Genomic DNA, 2,057 nt, shown 5'->3' with positions numbered 1-2,057 from the left:
ATTTGATAAGATAGACAAATTAGCCAAAAATTTAGCAAAAAAATTACTATTGATATATGTGCTTTTTTAAAGGATGCTCGCCCCTTTCTTTATTTTATTTTTTATGCTTTGTTTTTATTTCTTTTTTCATTATTCACTTATAAAGCTATTGCGAGGTTATTATAATGGGTAAGATTGTAAGTTTTTTAGGCTCTTTCATAGCTAAATGGGGCGGTGCCATAATTAGATTTGGGCTTATGCTTGGAATGGTTATGTTTTTTGCTAAATTTGCCGTTCCTTTCTTTATAGATTTGATGGATGCTATTGCTTTTACATTATCAAGAGTTAATGCTTTAATAGATTATATAAATTCTTATGCTGGTAATTCAGATGAGATTATAGCTCTTTTCTTTAATGTTCTTAAGTCTATAGGTTTTATTGATGCTTTTGGTGATGCCTATACTTTATTTAAACCTATATTTTTTACATTGATCGTAGCTTTGGGCGGAAAGATTGTTATGAGATTTTTATCCCTATTTGCTAGGTTGCTTAATTATCTCTTTATCTCAAGGATTGATTAGAAATGATAACTTACATCGTCGGTAATCCTGGTAGCGGTAAAACATACTACGCAGTTTTTAAAATTCATCAGCTTTTTATTTTTAAGCCAAAGGATACTTTCCTATCAAAGGTCATTAAGCCTGAGAAGCAAAAAGAGTATTTATATTGCTATACCAATATCAACGGCTTTAAGTTCGATTTGGGCGCTAAATTTATAAAATTTGACTACGAAAAATTTTACTCCGATCTCGAAGTTTTATATCTGCTCTATATGGATAAAGTAGGTGATGACGTCCTAAATGAAAAAGCCAAGGAGCTAAATTTATACAATGTTTTAATAATTCTAGATGAAGCTCATAACTTTTTTAAAGCCAAAGAGGATAACATTTTGGTTTGGTGGCTTACCTATCATCGCCATTTATACCAGGATATTATGCTTATTACACAGGATTTATCGCTTATAAGTAACGAGTATAAGCGTATAGCCGAGCATTTTGTAAAAGCTGTGGATAGTTCTAAACGTCTATTCAAGAATAAATTTAGATATATGCTTTACGGCTCTTACAAGATGTATCAAAAAGACGTCATGCAAAAATTTCATGTTCCGTATTTGAAAGAGGTTTTTAATCTTTATCATTCAGGACAAAACGCTTCTCAAAAATCTTTTGTCCGTAAATTTCTTTATGTATCGTTATTTTTGTTTATCACGCTATCTATATACTTTTATTTTTTCGTGAAAAGCTTTAATTCCGATGAATCCGCCGATTCCTCCGCCCCTGACACTCAATCCGATCAACCTATCGAAACCGGAAGCAGTAACAGTACTAAAGCCCTATTTAACGCCTCTAATCCAAATCCTAATGAGCCTCCTATCGGCTACATATATCAAATTCATTGTTTCTATGATCGCTGCTCCATTCAAAACGGCACTTACGATCATTTTGATCAAAGATACTTAAATTTTATCTTTCTGCGTTCTCCGCCTAAATTTAGCGTGCGATCGTTTAAAGGTAAGGGGATAATTTATTTTTTTGTTGGCTTTGATAAGCCCGTTTTTGATAACCTAAAGAAGGAAGAGTTAAATGAAAAAAGTTCTTTTTCTAGCGCTATTTATTCTAAGTAGCGCATTTGCCGAAGAAGTTAAGCTAAACTTGCTTGATTTCGCCAACGTTGCCAGTCATAATTCAAAAATCGATATTCTAATCAGCGATGAGATAGATCCGAATAGTTTTTACTTCTATACTGCTAAGAATTCCGATGTAACGATAAAGCATTTCCGCAAAGCCATAGAAAGTAAAGGCTTAAAGCTCATTCTTACTGACGGCTTTTATTATGTCTTTAAGAAGAATAAGGACTATGGCGATGCTAATGGTAGCATTAGCGCCGAGCGCAGGCTAAGGTATCTTACCCTTGCTAATAACTCTTACGATGACGCCGATAAAATAGTAAGTAAGATGACCGATCAAAACTCAAGCTATATTCGCTCTACAAACTCCGTAGTCTTTAAAGCAAACGAT

Annotated in this window: 2 protein-coding genes and 1 pseudogene; all 3 read left to right on the top strand. The window is 33.3% G+C overall.

The genetic code is table 11. The annotated features are described in order from the left end of the window. Positions 1-164: 164 nt before the first annotated feature. The gene (locus tag Q0340_RS10500; protein WP_298083260.1) at positions 165-560 is read left to right on the top strand and encodes a hypothetical protein; all 396 of its coding nucleotides are present in this window, start codon (positions 165-167) and stop codon (positions 558-560) included. 2 nt (positions 561-562) lie between these two features. Next, on the top strand, positions 563-1,663 hold the full coding sequence (locus Q0340_RS10495) for a zonular occludens toxin domain-containing protein (protein ID WP_298083259.1): 1,101 nt from the start codon (positions 563-565) through the stop codon (positions 1,661-1,663). Beyond that, positions 1,623-2,057 (top strand): annotated as a pseudogene (locus tag Q0340_RS10490) (hypothetical protein); the annotation flags it as partial. The gene Q0340_RS10495 and the pseudogene Q0340_RS10490, both read left to right, overlap by 41 nt.

The organism is uncultured Campylobacter sp., assembly GCF_938045595.1.
GTDB lineage: Bacteria > Campylobacterota > Campylobacteria > Campylobacterales > Campylobacteraceae > Campylobacter_B.
This window is presented reverse-complemented; position numbering and strand designations above follow the sequence as displayed.